16 protein-coding genes are annotated in these 16,714 nt (G+C 73.3%); 13 read left to right on the forward strand and 3 right to left on the reverse strand.

The window, feature by feature from the left end; all coding sequences use genetic code 11:
- Positions 1–372: 372 nt before the first annotated feature.
- From E1289_RS29775 to E1289_RS29785, 3 genes are all read left to right on the forward strand, one after another.
- Positions 373–1,737: an MBL fold metallo-hydrolase gene (locus E1289_RS29775; protein ID WP_131986089.1), complete on the forward strand. Its 1,365-nt coding sequence runs from the start codon at positions 373–375 to the stop codon at positions 1,735–1,737.
- Between the two features lie 149 nt (positions 1,738–1,886).
- Entirely contained in the window at positions 1,887–2,462 is a 576-nt protein-coding gene (locus E1289_RS29780) for a rhodanese-like domain-containing protein (protein ID WP_131986091.1), read from the forward strand.
- Entirely contained in the window at positions 2,462–3,388 is a 927-nt protein-coding gene (locus E1289_RS29785) for a sulfite exporter TauE/SafE family protein (RefSeq protein WP_131986093.1), read from the forward strand. Before E1289_RS29780 ends, E1289_RS29785 begins: the two co-directional genes overlap by 1 nt.
- Before the next feature lie 14 nt (positions 3,389–3,402).
- Here the strand turns inward: E1289_RS29785 and E1289_RS29790 are convergent, their stop codons facing one another.
- Positions 3,403–3,780 carry a DUF302 domain-containing protein gene (locus E1289_RS29790; protein WP_243713237.1) on the reverse strand — a complete coding sequence of 126 codons (378 nt, stop codon included), beginning with the start codon at positions 3,778–3,780 and terminating at the stop codon, positions 3,403–3,405.
- Positions 3,781–3,927: 147 nt separating this feature from the next.
- Between E1289_RS29790 and E1289_RS29795 the strand changes: the two genes are divergently transcribed.
- Positions 3,928–4,296, forward strand: coding sequence for a thioredoxin domain-containing protein (locus tag E1289_RS29795; protein ID WP_131986097.1), 369 nt, complete (start codon positions 3,928–3,930; stop codon positions 4,294–4,296).
- Positions 4,297–4,313: 17 nt separating this feature from the next.
- Positions 4,314–4,589: a metal-sensitive transcriptional regulator gene (locus E1289_RS29800; RefSeq protein WP_131986099.1), complete on the forward strand. Its 276-nt coding sequence runs from the start codon at positions 4,314–4,316 to the stop codon at positions 4,587–4,589.
- A gap of 69 nt (positions 4,590–4,658) precedes the next feature.
- On the opposite strand, the gene E1289_RS29805 is transcribed toward E1289_RS29800, so the two are convergent.
- A complete protein-coding gene (locus tag E1289_RS29805) occupies positions 4,659–5,993 on the reverse strand; it encodes a nicotinate phosphoribosyltransferase (protein ID WP_131986101.1) in 1,335 nt (444 codons plus the stop codon).
- Positions 5,994–6,188: 195 nt separating this feature from the next.
- On the opposite strand from E1289_RS29805, the gene E1289_RS29810 reads away from it, so the two are divergent.
- The 8 genes from E1289_RS29810 (at position 6,189) to E1289_RS29845 (ending at position 16,081) form a co-directional block, all read left to right on the forward strand.
- The gene (locus tag E1289_RS29810; protein ID WP_131986103.1) at positions 6,189–8,831 is read left to right on the forward strand and encodes a bifunctional GNAT family N-acetyltransferase/acetate--CoA ligase family protein; all 2,643 of its coding nucleotides are present in this window, start codon (positions 6,189–6,191) and stop codon (positions 8,829–8,831) included.
- 191 nt (positions 8,832–9,022) lie between these two features.
- Entirely contained in the window at positions 9,023–9,892 is an 870-nt protein-coding gene (locus E1289_RS29815; protein WP_165970658.1) for a universal stress protein, read from the forward strand.
- A 249-nt stretch (positions 9,893–10,141) separates the two neighbouring features.
- Entirely contained in the window at positions 10,142–12,382 is a 2,241-nt protein-coding gene (locus E1289_RS29820) for an MMPL family transporter (protein WP_131986107.1), read from the forward strand.
- 7 nt (positions 12,383–12,389) lie between these two features.
- Entirely contained in the window at positions 12,390–13,640 is a 1,251-nt protein-coding gene (locus E1289_RS29825; RefSeq protein ID WP_131986109.1) for a sensor histidine kinase, read from the forward strand.
- Positions 13,637–14,320, forward strand: coding sequence for a response regulator transcription factor (locus tag E1289_RS29830; protein ID WP_131986111.1), 684 nt, complete (start codon positions 13,637–13,639; stop codon positions 14,318–14,320). Before E1289_RS29825 ends, E1289_RS29830 begins: the two co-directional genes overlap by 4 nt.
- A gap of 185 nt (positions 14,321–14,505) precedes the next feature.
- Entirely contained in the window at positions 14,506–15,105 is a 600-nt protein-coding gene (locus tag E1289_RS29835; protein WP_131986113.1) for a sulfite oxidase-like oxidoreductase, read from the forward strand.
- Positions 15,075–15,815, forward strand: coding sequence for a ferredoxin reductase (locus tag E1289_RS29840; protein WP_131986115.1), 741 nt, complete (start codon positions 15,075–15,077; stop codon positions 15,813–15,815). The genes E1289_RS29835 and E1289_RS29840 overlap by 31 nt, the downstream gene beginning before the upstream one ends.
- 2 nt (positions 15,816–15,817) lie before the next feature.
- Entirely contained in the window at positions 15,818–16,081 is a 264-nt protein-coding gene (locus E1289_RS29845; RefSeq protein ID WP_131986117.1) for a DUF6510 family protein, read from the forward strand.
- Between the two features lie 63 nt (positions 16,082–16,144).
- Here the strand turns inward: E1289_RS29845 and E1289_RS29850 are convergent, their stop codons facing one another.
- On the reverse strand, positions 16,145–16,582 hold the full coding sequence (locus E1289_RS29850; RefSeq protein ID WP_131986119.1) for a thioesterase family protein: 438 nt from the start codon (positions 16,580–16,582) through the stop codon (positions 16,145–16,147).
- Positions 16,583–16,714 lie beyond the last annotated feature (132 nt).

The following is a 16,714-nucleotide window of genomic DNA, read 5'->3' on the forward strand; positions in this document are numbered from 1 at the left end:
CCCTGCGCACGCCGCAGGCGTACCAGGACATCGGCCAGGGCGTCCGCCTCGAACTTCACATCGCCCTCCTCATACCCATCAGGGTATAGGGCGCACGTCGCGATGAGCTGGGCCGGACGGGATCGGCACGCGGGTCCGCTCCCGCGGCGGGACCGCCGGGTGTCCCGGGCGATCGTTCCGTTCCTCGGGCGACGACCTGTTCCCGAATACCCCTAGGGGTATTTGCGTCGCCGTCCGCCCTTCGGCTACCCTGCCTCTCAGATACCCCCAGGGGTATATGCCAAGAGGGATGTGCGGCGAGTCCGGCCGACGGACCGGTGGCACACGGGGTGCGCGAGAACGCCGCCTGACGAGTTGGAGAGAGGCAGTCCAGTGCTCGAGATCATTCCGATCGACACCCCCACGCTGGGGGACCGCAGCTACTTCGTCACCGACGGCGAGGTCGCGTTCGTCGTCGACCCGCAGCGCGACATCGACCGGGTGCTCGCCCTGGCCGAGGCGCGGGAGGTGACGGTCGTCGACGTCTTCGAGACCCACATCCACAACGACTATGTGACCGGCGGTCTGGCGCTGGCCCGGGCGACGGGCGCCGCGTACCACGTCAACGCCGCCGACCCCGTGGCCTTCGAGCACAACGCGGTGGCCGACGGCGACGTGATCGCCGTCGGCGCGCGGATGCGGGTGCGGGTCCTGGCGACTCCGGGCCACACGTTCACGCACCTGGCCTACGTCCTGGAGGCCCCGGGCCGGGCCCCGGCGGTCTTCACCGGCGGCTCGCTGCTGTACGGGTCCACCGGACGGCCGGACCTGCTCGGACCGGACCACACCCACGACCTGGTGACCGCCCAGTACGGTTCGGCGCACCGGCTGGCACGTGAGCTCCCCGACGACGCGGAGGTCTACCCGACCCACGGGTTCGGCAGCTTCTGCTCGGCCACCCAGTCGGAGGCCGAGGCGTCGACGATCGGGCGGGAGAAGCGCACCAATCCGGCGCTAACCCTGGGCGAGCGGGAGTACGTGGAGTCGCTGCTGGCCGGGCTGGACGCCTGGCCGGCGTACTACGCGCACATGGGTCCGGCCAACAGCGCCGGGCCCGAGGCGCCCGACCTGTCGGAACCGCGCCGCGCCGACCCCGCCGAGCTGCGCCGCCGCATCGAGGCCGGGGAGTGGGTCGTCGACCTGCGGACCCGTACCGCGTTCGCGGCCGGGCACATGGCGGGAACGCTCAACTTCGGGCTCGACGGCGGGTTCGCGACCTACCTCGGCTGGCTCGTCCCGTGGGGGACGCCGCTGACGCTGCTGGGGGAGACGCCGGAGGACGTGGCCGCCGCGCAGCGCGAGCTGGTCCGCATCGGCATCGACCGCCCGGCCGCGTCGGCCACCGGCGGCCCGGAGCGCTGGGCCGCCGGGGAGCGGCTCGCCTCCTTCCCGAGGGCGTCGTTCGACGAGCTGGCCGCCGTGCGGCACCACCGGCCGGTCGTGGTGCTGGACGTCCGCCGCGCCCTGGAGTGGGACGAGTCGCACATCGAGGGCGCCGTGCACATCCCGCTGCAGGACCTGCCGCGCCGCGTGGACGAGGTGCCCGGCGGCGAGGTGTGGGTGCACTGCGCGGCGGGCTACCGGGCGGCCGCGGCCGCCTCGCTCCTGGCGGCCGCCGGGCGGCGCGTGGTCGCCATCGACGACGAGTACGACGCGAGCGCCCGCGCCGGCCTGCCGGTCGTCGCGAACGCCGCCTGACACCCGCACCGACCACCACAGCACCGACACCAGAGCAACCACACCAAAGCCCGACGACCAGAGCACCGGTCAGCACAGCACCGGTCCCCGGTCCCGGACCCGGCCCGCACCGGGTCCGGAACCGGTCTCCAACGAGGAAAGAGGCTCACATGCCCGACCTGTCGCCGAAGATCGACGCCGCGGCCCTGCGCGACCGCCTGGCCACCCCGGACGCGCCGCGCCTGCTGGACGTGCGCACGCCCGCCGAGTTCGCCGCGTCGCACATCCCCGGTTCCTACAACGTCCCCCTCGACACTCTGCGCGAGCACAGCGCCGAGCTGCGCGGCTCCCTGGACGAGGTCGTGCTGGTCTGCCGGACCGGCGGCCGTGCCGCCCAGGCCGAGCGGGCGCTGGTCGAAGCCGGGATGACCAATGTGCACATCCTGGACGGCGGGATCGTCGCCTGGGACGCGGCGGACGCGCCGCTCAACCGGAACAGGTCTCGCTGGGACCTGGAACGCCAGGTGCGCCTGGTCGCCGGGCTCCTCGTGCTGCTGGGCGTCGTCGGCGGTGTCGCCGTGCCGGGCCTGGAATGGCTGGCCGCCGCGGTCGGCGCCGGCCTGACGATCGCGGCCCTGACCAACACCTGCATGATGGGGATGCTGCTCGCCAAGCTGCCCTTCAACCGGGCCCCCGCCTGTGACGCGGAGCGCATGGTCGCGCTGCTGCGGGATCGGCGGCCGTGATGACGCTCGCGCTGACGCTGCTCGCCGCGCTCGCCGTCGGTGTCTCGCTCGGCCTGCTCGGCGGCGGAGGGTCCATCCTCACCGTGCCGATCCTGGTCTACGTGGCCGGGGTGGAGACGAAGCAGGCGATCGCGATGTCGCTGTTCGTGGTGGGCGCGACCTCGCTGGCCGGCGTCGTGCCGCACGCCCGCGCCAAGCGCGTCCGCTGGCGAACCGGGCTGCTGTTCGGCGGTGCCGGCATGGCGGGCGCCTACGCGGGCGGGCGGCTGGCGGCCTACATACCGGCCGGGGTGCTGCTGGCCGCCTTCGCGGTGATGATGGCCGTGACCGCGGTCGCGATGCTGCGCGGCCGGCACGCTCCCACGGGCGAGCACACGGAACGGCCCGTGTTCCGCATCCTCGCCGAAGGGGTGACCGTCGGACTCGTCACCGGGCTGGTCGGGGCGGGCGGCGGCTTCCTAGTCGTTCCCGCGCTCGTCCTGCTCGGCGGACTGTCCATGCCCGCCGCGGTCGGGACCTCACTGCTGGTCATCGCGATGAAGTCCTTCGCCGGGCTGGCCGGGTACCTCTCCGCCGTCCAGATCGACTGGCCGCTGACCCTCGCGGTCACCGGTGCCGCGGTGCTCGGCGGCGTCGCCGGTTCGCGGCTGGCCGGACGCGTCGAGCCGGAGCGGCTGCGCCGGGCGTTCGGATGGTTCGTCCTGGTGATGGCCGGGTTCGTCGTGACGCAGGAGGCGCCGGCCGCGGTGCGGGACGCCGTGTTCGGCACGCCCCTCGGCTGGGCGGCGTCCGGGGCCGGCACCGTGGCCGTGGCCGCCCTGCTCCTGAAGCGCAGGCGCGGGCGCCGGGAGCGCGGGAGCGGACGGCCGGAGGCGTCCTCCGGCGCGGACGCCGAGCACGCACCCGCGCCGGAACGGGTGCGATGACGCGCCCGGCGGGCTCAGCCGCGCAGTGACTCCAGCGCCGCGGTGAGCCGCGCGGCCGCGTCGTCGGCGACCGGCCGGAGGCCGGGCTGCTCGCTCACCGTGACCATGACCTGCGGGTCCAGTGCCTCGACGACGGTGTGGCCGTCCGCGGACCGGACGACGACGTTGCAGGGCAGCAGCAGGCCGATGCGCCGGTCGGCCTCCAGTGCCCGGTGGGCCAGCGGCGGGTTGCAGGCGCCGAGGATGAGGTAGTCCTCGATCGTCTCACCGAGCTTCTCCTGGAGCGTGGCGCGCACGTCGATCTCGGTGAGCACGCCGAACCCCTGCTCCTTCAGCGCCGCCCTGACCCGCTCGACGGTCTCGCCGAACGGCCGCTGCAGCGTGACGGTCATGCCGTAATCCATGGAACTTCCCCATCCGTGTCTATGTCCGGGCCGGTTTCCCAAGATACCCCTACCCGTATCCAGAAACGGGAATCCGAGCTGCCGGCCGCTTGTTCTTATACCCGTAGGGGTATCCCGACCGCATTGGAGGCAGTGATGGCCACTACCGAGCTGACCCGCGAGAACTTCGAGGACGTCCTCGGCGGCGACGACATGATCCTGATCGACTTCTGGGCCGGCTGGTGCGGCCCCTGCCGCTTCTTCGCACCCGTGTACGAGCGGGTCTCCGAGAAGCACGCCGACATCGTGTTCGGCAAGGTCGACACCGAGGCCCAGCAGGAGCTGGCCGGCGCCTTCGGCATCTCCTCCATCCCGACCCTCATGATCATCCGCGACCGGGTCGTGCTGTACGCGCAGCCCGGCGCGCTGCGCGAGCCGGAGCTGGAGAAGCTGATCGAAGAGGCACGGGCCGTGGACATGGACGACGTGCGCCGGCATGCCGCGGAGCACCGGCACAGCGCCTAGGAGAGGGGACGGGGAAGATGGAGCTGGACAAGGCGTCCCTGGCGGAGGTCACGGTGCGGCTCCGGCGCGCGCAGGGGCAGATCGGCGGCGTGATCAAGATGATCGAGGAGGGCCGCGACTGCGCCGACCTGGTCAACCAGCTCGCCGCCGCCTCGCGCGCCCTCGACCGCGCCGGTTTCAAGATCATCGCAACCGGCCTGGAGCAGTGCGCGGCGCGCGAGGAGGACGCCGGGACCGAGCAGGCCGAGACCGATCGGGCCCAGCTCGAAAGGCTGTTCCTGACGCTCGCCTGACGCGGCCGGCCCCCGGCCCTCCTGAGCGCCCGCGGGGAGGCACGGCGCGCCCCCCGCACCGGTCCGCCCTCAGGCCGTGCGGTGCGCGATCTTGGCGGTGAGTTCCGCGCGGAGGCGGTCACGGCGGCGTTGGAGTTCCGGGCTGAGCGTGACGGTGCGGGTCTCGGGGCGGTGGAACCTGGTGACCTGGTCGGGGAGGGCGGCGACGTCGGCGGCGCGCCGGTCGCGTGCGTCCTCCAGCGACTCGTCCGGGCCGGTCCGGCGCCCGGACTCCATGACGGGGACGAGCAGGGGCTCCATGCCCGCGGGGGCGGGCTCCTCCCGGAGCGTGACGAGGTCGCCCCGTACTCCGCGGTACACCTGCTTCGCGCCGGGGGCGGTGGCCTTTCCGGCGGACAGCTTCATCACCGGCCTGCCCTCGAAGGCCACCAGCTTGTAGGCGCTGTCGAGGTAGGGGGCGTCGGCCGACACGCCCATCTTCGTGCCCACCCCGTAGACGTCGATCGGCGCCCCGGAGGCGCTCAGCTCGGCGATCCCGAACTCGTCCAGCCCGCCGCTGGCCACGATGCGGGTCCGCGTCATGCCGGCCTCGTCCAGCAGGCGCCGGGACTGGAAGGCCAGGGCGCCCAGGTCCCCCGAGTCGAGGCGGATCCCCGCGAGCTGCGCCTGCCCCGCCCGCCGGGCGGTGTCGATGGCCGCCTTGACGCCGCCGAGGGTGTCGTAGGTGTCGACCAGCAGTGTGGTGCGGTCGGGGAAGTCGGCGGTGAAGGCCGCGAAGGCCGCGTCCTCGTCGGGGAACGCCTCGATGTAGGAGTGCGCCATGGTCCCGGACGCCGGAATGCCGTACCGGCGGGCGGCCTCGACGTTGCTGGTGCCGGCGAAGCCCGCGATGTGGGAGGCGCGGGCGACGGCCATCGCGGCGTCGATCCCCTGGGTCCGGCGGAACGCGAAGTCGACGACCTGCGCACCGCCCGCCGCCCGCACGCACCGTTCGGCCTTGGTGGCGATCGTGGTCTGGAAGGTGACGTGGTTCAGCAGGACGGTCTCGACCAGCTGCGCCTCGGCAATCGGCGCCGTGACCTCCAGCAGGGGCTCACCCGCGAACACCGCGCGCCCTTCAGGAACCGCCTGGACGTCACCGGTGAACCGCAGTTCCTCCAGCGCCCGGAGCGCCGCGTCGTCGAAACGCTGCTCCGTGGCGAGGTAGTCGAGATCGTCCCGGGTGAAACGGTAGCCCTCCAGGAACGACAGGCAGTCGGCCAGTCCGCCGGCGATGAGGAAGCCGCGGCCGGGCGGGAGCCGGCGGACGAAGAGGCTGAACGTCGCCGGGCCGGTCATGCCGCGGCGCAGGTAGCTCGTCGCCATCGTCACTTCGTACAGGTCCGTGAGCAGTCCACCGGCCATCGGACTCGATCCTCACTCTTGAGTGGCGTTCTGCCGTGCCCGTTCTCGGAAGGTCCGCGCGTTGCCCCAAGGCTGCCCCCGCCTTGGGGGGCTATGCAGCGTGGGCCTCCTCGGGGGGCGTCGAGGGACCGAAGTCCCGATTGTCGATGACTTTGGGACGCTGATCGGCGGCCCGTTCCGGCGGAGGCTGGAGGCATGACGGAGCGGCTTTCCGGCGCGCGGGCGTTCGCGCTGCTGACCGATGGGACGCAGATCGAGATCAGGCGGCTGGGCGCGGCGGACGAGGAGGCGGTGCGCGAGCTGCACCAGGGGCTCCGCGAGGAGAGCCTGTACCTGCGGTTCTTCGGGCTGAACCGGGCCATGGCGGCCGATGTGGCGGCGCGGGTCTGCCGCGCGGACGGCGGTGCTCACGCGGCGCTCGGCGCCTGGCTGCACGGCGACCTGGTCGGCGTCGCGGAGTACGAGCCGACCGGCGTGCCGGGCGAGGCGGAGATCGCGATGGCGGTCGCGGACCGGATGCACCACCGCGGCGTCGGGACCCTGCTGCTCGAACACCTGGGCTCCCTGGCCCGCGCCGCCGGGATCGTCGCGTTCCGCGCCGACACGCTGCCGGCGAACAGCGCGATGCTGCGCGTGTTCGCCGACGCCGGGATGGGCGCCAGGCGGCGGACCTCCGGCGGTGTCGTCGAGGTGACGATCCCGCTCGCCTCCGGCGACGGGTACCTGGACGCGGTGGCCGAGCGGGAGCGGCAGGCGGACGTGGCGAGCCTGGAACCGCTGCTGCGGCCCCGGGCCGTGGCGGTCATCGGGGCGTCCCGGCGGCGCGGGACGGTCGGCGCCGAGCTGCTGCGCAACATCATCGCGGGCGGCTTCAAGGGGGGCGTGTACGCGGTGAATCCGCACTGCGCGGGGCCCGACCTGCACGGCGCGCCCTGTGTGGCGGCGCTCGCCGATCTGCCCGAGGCGCCCGATCTCGCGGTGATCACGGTGCCCGCGCCCTCGGTGCCGGCCGTGGCGGCGGCGTGCGGGCGCTTCGGGATACCGGCGCTCGTGGTGATCGGCTCGGGGCTGACCGCCGAGCAGGGACGCGGCCTGCTGGCCGCCTGCCGGGAGTACGGCATGCGGCTGGTCGGGCCGAACTGCCTGGGCGTCGCCAACACCGCGCTGGGGCTGGACGCGACGTTCGCCGCGCGCCGGCCCGAGCCCGGGACCGCGGGCGTGGCGGTCCAGTCGGGAGGTGTCGGGATCGCGCTGATCGAGGAGCTGTCCCGGCTGGGGATCGGCGTCTCGACGTTCGCCTCGGTGGGCGACAAGTACGACGTCAGCGCCAACGACCTGCTGATGTGGTGGGAGTCGGACGAGACGACCCGGCTGGGCGTCCTGCACGTGGAGTCGTTCGGCAACCCCCGCAAGTTCGCCAGGACGGCACGCCGGGTCGCCGCGAAGATGCCGCTGCTGACCGTCCTCGCCGGCCGGTCCGCGCCCGGCACCCGGGCGGCGGCCTCGCACACCGCCGCCGCCGCGACCCCGGAGCTGACCCGCCGGGCGCTGTTCGCGCAGGCCGGCATCGTGGCCACCGACGACCTCGGGGAGCTGGTCGACGCCGCCGCGCTGCTGGCGACCCAGCCGCCGCCGGCGGGGCCGCGGGTCGCGGTGCTGTCCAACGCGGGCGGCGCCGGGGTGCTGGCCGCCGACGCCTGCGCCGACGCCGGGCTCACCGTCCCGGTCCTGAGCCAGGCCACGCGGCGTCACCTGGGGCGGATCCTCCCGTCCGGCGCGGCGGTCGCCAACCCCGTCGACACGACCGCGGCGGTCTCCGCCGACGTGTTCCGGGACGCCCTCGGCGCGCTGGCCGCGGACGACGCCGTGGACGCCGTGCTGGCACTGGTGGCCCCGACCGCGCTCGGCGACCTGCGGGGCGCGCTGCGCGGCGGCCGCAAGCCGATGGCGGCGGTGGTGCTCGGGCAGGCGGAGACCGTCGTCGTCAACGATGACGCGGTCCCGTGCTACGCCTACCCGGAGAACGCCGCACGCTCGCTCGCGCACGCATGGACCTACGCGCGGCGGCGGGACGTCCCCCGGGAGCCGCCGCCCACGCCACCCGGCCTCCGCCAGGACGAGGCGGCGCGCATCATCGGCGGGTTCCTGGACGGCGAGCCGGACGGCGGCTGGCTGCCACCCGGCCAGGTGTACCGCCTCCTGGAGTCCTACGGGCTGCCGGTGGCGCCGTGGCGCTGGGCCCGGACCGCCGACGAGGCGATCGCGGCGGCCCGTGACCTGGGCGTACCGGTCGCGTTGAAGGCGCACGTGACGAAGGTCGTGCACAAGACCGCCGCGGGCGCGCTGGAACTGGGCCTGACGGGGGAGGACGCCGTCCGCGCCGCGTTCGGCCGGCTGGCGGAGCGGTTCGGTGCCGATCTGGAGGGCATGCTCGTCCAGGCCATGGCGGAGCGGGGCGTCGAGGTGCTGTGCGGCGCCGTCCAGGACGAGGTTTTCGGGGCAGTGGTGATCTTCGGGGCGGGGGGCGTCGACACCGACGCGCTGGCCGACCGCGCGGCCCGGCTGGCGCCGCTCACGACCCGGGACGCCGATGAGCTGATCCGCGCGCCCCGGCTGTCGGCGCTGCTCAGCGGCCACCCGGCGCGCCCGGCCGGCGATGTCGGGCGGCTGCGGGACTCGCTGCTGCGGCTGTCGCGGCTGGCGGCCGACCACCCGGAGATCGCCGAACTCGACCTCAACCCGACCATCGTCCGCCCGGACGGCGTCGTGACCGTCGACGCCCGCGTCCGCCTGGTGCCCCGCCGCAGATGGGACCCCTACCTGCGGCGCCTCCGCTGAACCATGCCTGCCCGCCGCCACCACGCGGGTGGCGCGGCCGGGCCGAGCGCCGACCCGCGAGAACCCTCCCGCTGCTGCGCGACCCCACCCCAGGGCACACAGAGCACCACGAAAGGACCTTTGCCTCTTGGACCGCGCGCGACGGGGAAAGAGCGTGGACACAAGGGAACCGCCACTCGAAGGAGAACGCGATGTCCGAGCCGATCGTCGTCGGCACCGACGGCTCCGATGAATCGGACCGCGCCCTGCAGTGGGCCGCCGCCGAGGCCGTCCTGCGCGAACGCCCTCTGCACATCGTCCACACGGTGGAGAGCTGGCCCTACAAGGCGCCGCTGTTCATGCCGCCCGACACCACCGAGCAGATGACCCGCGCCGGCCGCCGGCTGCTCGCCGCGGCCCGCGAACGCGTCCAGGAACGGTGGCCCGACCTGGAGACCACGACCGCCCTCATCGCCGAGGACCCCCCGAAGGCCCTGCGCGACCAGTCGGCCAAGGCGTTCGAACTCGTCCTGGGCAGCCGCGGCCGCGGCGGGTTCGCCAGCATGCTGCTGGGCTCCACCAGCCTGCGCATGGCCGCCCACTCCACCGTCCCCGTCGTGATCGTGCGCGGAGACACCACCGACCGCGGCGAAATCGTCGTGGGCGTCGACCTCCTGACGGACGCCGGCACCCTCCTCGACTACGCCTTCGACGCCGCCGCACTGCGCGACGCCCGCCTCCGCGTCGTCCACGCCTGGCAGACGTTCAGCACTTCCTATGACGCCGATCACACCGTCGCCATCGAACAGACCAAACGCGACCTGCGCGCCCAGGTCGTAGAGGCGTACCAGCCGCTGCGCGCCAAGTACCCGGGCGTGGACGTCGTGGACGAGATCGCCCTGGAACACTCGGTGACCGCACTGTCCAACGCCTCCCGCAACGCCCGCCTCCTCGTGGTCGGCACCCACCAGCGACACTGGGCGGCACCGCAGCTCGGCTCGACCACCCACGGCGTCATCCACCACGCCCACTGCCCGATCGCCGTCATCCCGCCCACCCACGGCGACCGGCAAGAACCGTGAGCAACCGGGGACGGGACGTACCGAGACCGAACCTCCGACCCTGAACAGAGCGCGCCGCGCGTCAGGTGGCGATGTCACGGGCCACGGTCTGGTGCGTAGGCACTAGGACGCGCGGGCGGCTGGTCCGGGTGCACGAGGAGGAGACGGTGTCGGGGGACGATGCCCGGCAGGGACGCCGCAGGGAAGTGTTGGAGGCCGCGTGAATCTCACGCGGTCCCCCTTTCCCGCAGCGTCTGGAGTGATCAACCCGTGGCGACACTTCTTTACCGGATCGGACGGTGGGCCTTCCGGCGGCGCCGGCTCGTGCTCTGCCTGTGGCTGGGTGCCCTGGTGCTGGCCGGGGTCGCCGCCGCCACGGCGCCGTCCGGTCAGGACGAGGACCTGTCCATGCCCGGCACCGAGTCGCAGAAGGCGTTCGACCTGCTCGACGAGCGCTTCCCGCAGAGCAACTCCCAGGGCGCCGAAGCCCGCATGGTGTTCCAGGCCCCGGACGGGCAGCGGGTGACGGCCCAAGGGAACAAGGCGGCCGTCCGGAACACGCTCGGCTCAATGGACGGGGGCGATCAGGTCGCCTCGACCACCGACCCCTACGAGACCGGCGCCGTCAGCGAGGACGGCACCATCGCCTACTCCACGATCACCTACACCGCGGGCGCCGTCGACCTGACCGAGCCGGCGAAGAACGCCCTCCGGCACGCCGCGGACCAGGCCCGGGACGCGGGGCTGACCGTGGAGATCGGCGGCTCGGCCCTGGACTCGCAGGAGGAGCCGGGCGGCACGACCGAGATCATCGGCGTGGCGGTCGCGGCGGTGGTGCTGGTCCTCGCCCTCGGGTCGCTGGTCGCGGCCGGGCTGTCGCTGCTGACCGCCTTCGCGGGCGTGGCCATCGCGTTCGGCCTGATCTCCGCGCTGGCCGTCCGGCTGGGCCTGACGTCCACCGTCGCCATCCTGGCGCTCATGCTGGGGCTGGCGGTCGGCATCGACTACGCACTGTTCATCACCTCCCGTTTCCGCGACGAGCTCGCCCAGGGCGGCGAGCCGGAGGAGGCCGCCGGCCGGGCGGCGGGCACGGCCGGATCCGCCGTCGTCTTCGCCGGCGCGACCGTCTTCATCGCCCTGGTCGGGCTGGGGGTCGTCGGAATCCCCGAACTCACCAAGATGGGCATGGGCGGCGCGGGCGCCGTGGCCCTCGCCGTGCTCGTCGCGCTGACCCTGGTCCCCGCGATGCTCGGCTTCGCCGGCCGGCGGATCCTGCCCCGCGCGGTCCGCAAGGCCGCCCGGCCGGGAAGCGGGCGTCCGCACCCGGCGGCCGCCGCCGGGCGGCCAGGGCTCGGCACCCGCTGGGCGCGGTTCGTGCTGCGCCGGCCGGTGACCGTGCTGCTGGTCGCCGGACTCGGTCTCGGCGCCGTCGCCCTGCCGGCACTGAACCTCGAACTCGGGCTGCCGGGGGACGAGTCCAAGTCGGTCCAGACCACCGAGCGCCGTGCCTACGACCTGCTGTCCGAAGGCTTCGGCCCCGGCTTCAACGGCCCGCTCACCGTGGTCGTGGACATGTCGGGGTCCGCGGACACCCGGGCCACCACGAACCTGGTCGCCGAGACCGTCCGGGGGGTGGACGGGGTTGCGTCCGTCGGTGACCCGGTGCTCAACCCGGCCCGGGACACGGCCGTCCTCACCGCCGTCCCGCAGACCGCGCCGAGCAGCGGCGAGACCAAGGACCTGGTGCACGCGATCCGGGGCGCGGCCTCCGGCATCGAGGCCGACACGGGCGCAGGCGTCCTCGTGACCGGCACCACCGCGATGAACATCGACATCTCCGAAGCCATGTCCGACGCCCTGCTTCCCTACCTGACCGTGGTCATCGGCCTGGCGGTGCTCCTGCTGCTGGTGGTCTTCCGCTCGGTCCTGGTCCCGGTCAAGGCCGCGCTCGGTTTCCTGCTGTCGGTGGGCGCCGCCTTCGGCGTCCTGGTCGCCGTCTTCCAGTGGGGCTGGGCGGCGGACCTGATCGGCACCGAGCAGACCGGACCGGTCATGTCGCTGATGCCGATCCTCATCATCGGAATAGTGTTCGGCCTCGCCATGGACTACGAGGTCTTCCTCCTCTCCCGGATGCGGGAGGCCCACGTCCACGGCGCGTCCCCCGGAGAGGCGGTCGTGCACGGCTTCCGGCACAGCGGACGTGTGGTGGCCGCGGCGGCGATCATCATGATCAGCGTGTTCGCCGGCTTCATCGGGATGAGCTCCCCGACCATCCAGACGATGGGCGTCGGCCTGGCCGCCGCCGTCGCCTTCGACGCCTTCGTGGTCCGGATGGCGATCGTCCCCGCGGTCCTGGCACTGCTCGGCCGCCGGGCCTGGTGGCTGCCTCCTATCCTGAACCGTGTGCTGCCGAACGTGGACATCGAAGGGGAGAAGCTGAGCCGCCACGTCCCGGCCTCCGCGACCAGGCCGGACGCGGCGGTGCCGCTGCTCCCCGGCGGCGGACGCTGAGCCGGCCGTGCCGAATCCGGGAGGCGGCGCCCCGCGACCACGCGGCATGTGGTGGCGGGAGGGGGCGACCACGGCGGCGGCGTTCGTCCTCTGCCTGCTCGGCGGCATGGTGCGGGTCGACGACACGCTGTCCGCGCCGCCCGCCGCCACCTACCTCCTCGCCGCGGTGTCCTGTGCCGTGCTGCCGCTGCGGCACAGGGCGCCCCTGGCGGCCATGGCGGCCACGACGACGGCCGGCATGCTGGCCCCGCTCCTGGGCCTGCTGCTGACCCCGCTCATCATGGCCCCCGCCGTGATCAGCGCCTACTCGCTCACCGTGCGCACCGAACGGCGCGGGACGAGCGCGGTGCTGCCGGCCTCCGCCGCGCTGCTGGCCACCTCCACCGCCTTGTTCGACGCCATCTCGTGGAAGGACGCGAGCAGGATGGCAGTGGTGGCGGCGTTCCCGCTGGTGGCCGGGGTGCTCGGTCACGCGACGCGGAACCGCCGGGCCTACCTGGCGGCCGTGGAGGAGCGGGCCCAGCGCGCCGAGGAGAGCCGGGAACTGGAGGCGCGCCGGAGAGTGGCCGAGGAACGGGTGCGCATCGCCCGGGAACTGCACGACCTCGTGGCCCATCAGATCACCCTCGCCAACGCGCAGGCCACGGTCGCCGCCCACCTCTTCGACACCGACCCGGAGCACACCCGCAAGAGCCTGAAGGAGCTCGTCGAGACCACCGGCGACGCGCTCGACGACCTCCGGGCCACGGTCGGCCTGCTGCGCCAGTCCGGGGACGCGGCCGCGCCCACCGAACCGGCGCCCGGCCTGTCCCGCCTCCCCACGCTGCTGGAGTCCTTCCGCCGCGCCGGCCTGGAGGTGTCGGTGCACCAGGAGGGGACGTCCAGGCCGCTGCCGCCGGGAGCGGACCTCACCGCCTACCGCATCGTCCAGGAGGCCCTGACCAACGTGACCAAACACGCAGGTACCGGCAGCGCCCAGGTGCGCCTCACCTGGAACCGCGATCGCGTGACCATCACCGTCGCCGACGACGGCGGGGGCGCCCGTACGGCACCGAACGCGTCCCCGGACCGTCCACCCGGTTACGGCCTGATCGGGATGCGCGAACGCGCCACCGCGGTCGGGGGGCGCCTTACCGCGGGCAGCCGCCCGGAGGGCGGCTTCCTCGTCTCCACCGAACTGCCCCTGCCGCCCGCCAGGGACACGGCGCGGGAGACCGGCGCGGAAACGACCGCCGGAGAGGCCGGGGATGCGCCGTGACGCTGCGCGTCCTCCTCGCCGACGACCAGGCCCTGCTGCGCGCCGCCTTCCGGACGCTGCTCGACACCGCCGACGACATCACCGTCGTCGGCGAGGCGGCCGACGGCGGGGAGGCGGTGCGCCTCACCCGGGAGCTGCGCCCGGATGTGGTGATCATGGACATCCGCATGCCCGAGGTGGACGGCCTCACCGCCACCTCGCAGATCTGCGCGGACCCGGAACTGCGTGCCAGCCGCATCCTGATCCTCACCACGTACGAGACCGACGAGTACGTCGCTCAGGCGCTCCGCGCGGGGGCCGGCGGCTTCATCGGCAAGGGCATCGGGGCCGAGGACCTGCTGGACGCGGTGCGCACGATCGCCAACGGCGACACCCTCCTGTCGCCCGCCGCGACCCGCTCCCTGGTGGCCCGTTTCCTGGCCACCCCCGACGGAGCCCCGCCGCACGACCCCGAACGGCTCGCCGTGCTCACCCCGCGGGAACGCGAGATGGTCGCGCTGGTCGCGACCGGCCTGTCCAACCAGGAGATCGCCGAGCGGATGTTCCTCAGCCCCTACACCGTCCGCGCCCACGTGCAGCGCGCGATGATGAAGCTGGAGGCCCGCGACCGCGCCCAACTCGTCGTCATCGCCTACCGCACAGGCTTGGCCCAAGCCACCCCCGATAACGACACAGCGTGACCCTTCCTCCCCGCCATCGACCCGGCGCCTTGCTTGTCCCGATTTTCACTGTTTGAGCAGGGCAGTCATCCGGCGACCGAGAGTGCCCGAGTTGCGTGGGCGGACTGGTTTCGGTGGCGCGGCCTGCGGGAATGGCGTCGTGCGTCGTCTCCCCCCTCGAAGGAGCCCTGGAAGGGGGGTTGGTGATGGGTATCGTGTCACCGGGTTTCCATGGCCGAGGGCGCGGGACGGGCGTCGAGCTCCCTCCCGGCCAGTACCTGACAGAGGACTTCCCCGTCCTGTCGGCCGGTCCGACGCCGCGGGTCAGCACGGAGCAGTGGAAGTTCACCGTCATGACCGAGAGCGGCCGGGAGTACAGCTGGGACTGGCGGCAGTTCACGGAGCTGCCCAGCGAGACGCCGACCGTCGACATCCACTGCGTCACCAAGTGGTCCAAGCTCGGCACCCGCTGGGAGGGCGTGTCGCTGGACACCCTGCTGGCCGAGGTGGACACCGCCGCCGACTACGTGCTCGCCCAGTCTTACGGGGGCTACACCACCAACCTGCCGCTCGCGGACGTCATGGACGGGCAGGCGTGGATCGCCTACCGCTTCGACGGCGAAGATCTCCCCGCCGAGCACGGGGGGCCGGCCCGGCTGCTGGTGCCGCACCTGTACTTCTGGAAGTCGGCCAAGTGGGTGCGCGGCATCCGCCTGCTCGATCAGGACGAGCCGGGGTTCTGGGAGACGGCCGGTTACCACGACTACGGGGACCCATGGCGCGAACAGCGGTACCAAGGCGACTGACCTGGCGCGTCGCCCGGCTCGCCGCGACGCGGACCGAGACGCCCACCGCCGAGACGCTGGTCTTCGACGTGCCCGGCTGGCCGGGCCACACGGCGGGCCAGCATGTCGACGTGCGGCTCACCGCCGAGGACGGCTACAGCACCCAGCGCAGCTACTCGATCGCCGCGCCCGCCGCCGGCGACCGGGTCGAGCTGACGGTGCAACGCGTGCCGGACGGGGAGGTCTCGCCCTACCTGGCCGGGGGCCTGTCGCACGGCGATCCGGTGGAGATCCGCGGGCCGGTGGGCGGCTGGTTCGTCTGGCGTCCCGACGCCAGGGCGCCGGTGCTGCTGGTCGCCGGCGGATCGGGGATCGTGCCGCTGATGGCGATGATCCGCGCCCGCGGGCAGGCCGGCAGCCGCACGCCGTTCCGGCTCGTCTACTCGGTGCGGACACCCGCCGACCGGTACTACGCCGCCGAACTGCGCCGTGGAGCCCCCGGCCTGGACGTCGCCCACCTCTACACCCGCGAGGCGCCCGAGGGCCGGCGGCCGCCCGGGCGGCTCACGGTCGCCGACCTGGACGCCCACGGCTGGCCCGCCGACTTCGAGCCGGACTGCTTCGTCTGCGGCCCGACCGGGTTCGTGGAAACGGCCGCCGAGGTGCTGCTGGCCCTCGGCCATGCCGCCCGCAAGATCAAGACCGAGCGATTCGGCCCGACAGGAGGCTGACGATGATCGACGACTACCAGGACGGGAACGCGCTGGCCGGCCCGCTGAGCGAGATCTTCACCCCCGATGTCACCACCGCTGAGGCCCGTTGCGCGGGCTGCGCCCGAACCGGCCCGGTCGCGACCCTGCGTCTCTACCACCACGCCCCGGGACTCGTCGCCCGCTGCCCCGCCTGCGAAGAGATCCTCCTACGCATGGTCCGGACACCGGAGGCCGCCTGGCTCGACATGCGCGGCATCACCGCACTGCGCATTCCCCTTCCCTGATCTTGGAAACGCGGACGGGAAAAGCCATGATGCCCCGCTGAAAGGCCGGGAGCCGGGCTGTTGTCAGCGCGGATTCGGCGGGTGCGGCGTGGTGGTTCGGGTGCGGAGTCGTGCGTGGAAGCGTTCGGTGTCGATGACGGCGCGGCGGTGGGTTCCCTGGCAGACGGTGGCGTCGTCGTCGTGGGCGTTGACAGTGAAGGTGAGTTGTCTGCCGTCGACGGCCGTGAGTTCGGCGTGGACGGTCAGGGTGCTGCCGGGGGGTGTGGGGGCCTGGTGGCTGAGGTCGACGTGCACGCCCAGGGTCTGCTCGTGGTCTTCCAGGTGCCCGTGCAGGGCGCGCATACAGGTCCATTCCACGATGCCGACCAGGTAGCCGGTGGCCAGGACGGCGGGCATGGCGGCGAAGTGGTCGGATTCGGGCAGCAGGTGCGGGACGGTGCGTTCGGCCGGGACGGTGTAGTCCAGCCGTGCGGCCAGGCCCGGCTGAAGTGATGCGTGCATGAGGCTCCTCCTGTTCGCCGGGATGATCTCTATTGTCCGTCGCCGGTGGCGATGACACCGGCCTTTTCGATCATCGGGACAGCCTTGGTGGATGGCCCCGGGGGGCGCCTGGGTCAGGGGGCGGTGATGGGG

Source organism: Actinomadura sp. 6K520 (assembly GCF_004349245.1).
Classification (GTDB): domain Bacteria; phylum Actinomycetota; class Actinomycetes; order Streptosporangiales; family Streptosporangiaceae; genus Spirillospora.